This window comes from Kitasatospora sp. NPDC127035 (assembly GCF_042726075.1).
GTDB lineage: Bacteria > Actinomycetota > Actinomycetes > Streptomycetales > Streptomycetaceae > Kitasatospora.
Map to the genome: position 1 here is coordinate 1 of NZ_JBHXDN010000172.1, position 1,462 is coordinate 1,462.

The following is a 1,462-nucleotide window of genomic DNA, read 5'->3' on the forward strand; positions in this document are numbered from 1 at the left end:
GGTGCCCCTATGGTCTTCGTCAACCGGTAGCGGCGGTCGGTGGCTGGTAGAGGGTGCCGTCTCGGAGCATGGCGAAGAGGACGTCGATGCGGCGTCGGGCGAGTGCGACGAGGGCAGCGACGTGGTGCTTGCCCTCGCGTCGTTTCCGGTCGTAGTAGGCCCGTGACTCGGGTTGGGACAGGGATGCGAACGCGGCGAGGTAGAAGGCTCGTTTGAGCTGTTTGTTGCCCCGACGGGAGGGGTGTTCGCCGCGGATCGAGGAGCCGGAGGCGCGGGTGACGGGCGCCAGACCCGCGTATGCCGCGAGGTGGCCGGCGGTCGGGAAGGCGCTTGCGTCGCCGACGTCGACGAGGATCCGGGCGGCGGTCCTGATCCCGATGCCGGGCATCGAGATCAGGACCGGGGAAAGAGGGTGGGCCTCCAGCAGTTCCTCGATCCTCGCGGCGAGGAGTTTGCGCTGGTCGAGGACCGCCGTGAGTGAGGTGGCGAGGCTGGGGACGATCAGTGCGGCGGCCTGGGTGCCGGGGACGACGACGGTCTGCTCGTCGAGGGCGGTGAAGATGTCCTCGACGAGCCGCTCGGCCATCCGCGGGGCCTTGGGCAGCAGCAGCGCGACCAGTCGACGCCGGCCGGCCTTCCTCAACTGGGCCGGGGAGCCGTGGCGTTCGAGCAGGGCGAGGACCGCGGGGTGGTCGAGTCGTGGGCCCAGGACGCGTTCGAGGGACGGGTGGATCTGGGTGAGCAGGCCGCGCAAGCGGTTTTTGATCCTGGTCGATTCGCCCGCGAGGTCGTCGTCGAATCCGGCGATCATCTCCAGCTCGGCGACGGTCTCGTCGCTCGGCACCAGGTCGCGCAGGGTGTGTGGCATGGTGCGGGCGGCGTCCGCGATGACGTGCGCGTCGCGGGCATCGGTCTTCGCCTCGCCGGGATAGAGGTCGGCGATGCGGCGCATGGTCAGGCCGGGCAGGTAGGCGATGCGGCAGCCGCTGGCGCGGGCGACGGCCAGCGGCAGGGCGCCGACGGTGGCCGGCTGGTCAACCACCACGAGTACGGTCCCGTGCTTGGCCTGCAGTTTCGTGAACAGCTCACGGAGCCTGGGCTCGTTGTTGGGCAGTGCCTTGTCAAAGACCTTCTTGCCGGCCGGGGTGAGCGCGGTCGCGTGATGCTCGCCCTTGCCGACGTCCAGGCCGAGATAGAGATCTATGCCGTCGGTGCTGGTCAACTGCCCCTCCCCAGGACTCGTCCTCCCGGCCCTGCGGCATCGGCGTGCCGGCATCCACGTTACGGAGAGCCTGCCTTACCCGGGCATGGGTTCGGCGCTCAAGCCCCTCATCAGCGGTCTGCCAACGCCTCCCGAGCCCGGTGACACCACCTTTTCGATCATGATCGACAAGGGGACCAAGTCATGCCGGGCCGGGAGGCCGGGAACCCCGTTGCGGGGCCACGAAAACGGTAACGGGGA

General features: G+C 69.4%; 1 protein-coding gene. It reads right to left on the minus strand.

Annotation, left to right across the window (positions count from 1 at the left end):
• Nucleotides 1–19: 19 nt before the first annotated feature.
• Entirely contained in the window at nt 20–1,222 is a 1,203-nt protein-coding gene (locus ACFWIC_RS41070) for an IS110 family transposase (protein WP_380522324.1), read from the minus strand.
• Nucleotides 1,223–1,462 lie beyond the last annotated feature (240 nt).